The sequence below is a fragment of the Caballeronia sp. LZ034LL genome (assembly GCF_031451215.1).
Classification (GTDB): domain Bacteria; phylum Pseudomonadota; class Gammaproteobacteria; order Burkholderiales; family Burkholderiaceae; genus Caballeronia.
In genome coordinates this window covers 1-1274 of sequence record NZ_JARUXR010000016.1, presented here as the reverse complement: position 1 = coordinate 1274, position 1274 = coordinate 1, and the positions used below count along the sequence as shown (strand labels likewise).

Here is a 1274-nt window from a genome sequence, read left to right as displayed (position 1 = left end):
ATGGGCATGATGGCGATGAGTGCGGGAGCCATCGTCAAGCTGGGAATGCGCAGTGTGAGCGCGGCGGCAGTTGCGGCTGGTGCGATGGCTGTTGCAGTGGGTGCAGGCGGTGGCGGCGGTCCGATCTGGGTCAACGGCCTGATGCGCTCGACCGCCGGTACGCAGACCATGCATATGCCTGGCCTGCATTTTCCGATCGGCGGCGTTTTCACGGGTCCCGATGCGCCCAAGCCAGCAGGCAACGGCGAAGCCGTCCTCGGCAGCATGACCGTGCACGCCAACGGCGACCCGATGGCCTATGCCGTGCTGCCCGCGCTGACGTGCTGGTTCACGGGGATGCTCTCGTTGTCGCACAACAGCGAGCACACGCGGCGTGGAAGCACGTCGCTGCCCACTTCAGTCATGCTGCCGATTCCGGCATCCCGTCCGGTGTTGGTGGGCGGGCCACCCGTGCCCAGCATCGCGGCGCTTGCCGGCACGGCGATGCGCGGGGCGTTCTTGCACGGCATGTCCAAGCCGTCGCGTGCCTGCACGGTGTCCAGAGCGATTCAGGATCGCGTCGGCAACGGACGGTGGGGCAACTTCGTCAGCCTGGTCGCCAGATGGCTCTTTGGCGAACCGGTCAACGGGATCACGGGCGAAGTGGTCGTGCAGCAGCACGACTTCACCGTGCCGGGGCGCTTGCCGCTCGTATGGAACCGCCGCTATGCAAGTCACGACACGCGCCTGGGCGCCGTGGGCTGCGGCTGGCAGTCGCCCGCTGATATCCGCATCGAACTCTTCGAGCACGATGATGAGATCGGCGGCATCGTCTATTTCCCCGAAAAGTGGGTGTGCTTCGATCAGATGCCCGCCGATGAAGGCTGGGCGGCGCGGATCATCGAGGGCGTCGGTGGTCATGCACTTTATCTCGACGGCGCGTGGTTGATCGTGCGATGTCGGGAAGGCATCGAATATCGCTTCGCGCTGCCCGAGCGATGGCGGGAACAGTCGCTTGCAGGCAATCCGCAGCAGCCACTCCGGTCATGGCTCGTGCAATTCAACGATCTGAACGGCAATGCGTGGCGTATCGAGTTGCCCAGTGAAGGCGGACTGCGTTTCATCGAATGGTCGGGCGACGCCGCGACGGGTCGTATCGTGCATTGTGCTCTGGGTGATGTGCCCGGCTGCATCGGTCGGGTGACATTGCACGATGCACAGGGCCAACGCTGGCCGCTGGTGCGCTACGAGCAGAATGCGCGCAGCGATCTGATCGCGGTCCATGATGCGCTCGA

At 64.8% G+C, this 1274-nt stretch carries 1 protein-coding gene; it reads left to right on the top strand.

Translation table 11 applies throughout. The features are described from left to right. Positions 1 to 84: 84 nt before the first annotated feature. Positions 85 to 1274: DUF6531 domain-containing protein (locus QCE83_RS34975; RefSeq protein ID WP_309821463.1), on the top strand; the 1190-nt coding region annotated here is incomplete at its 3' end.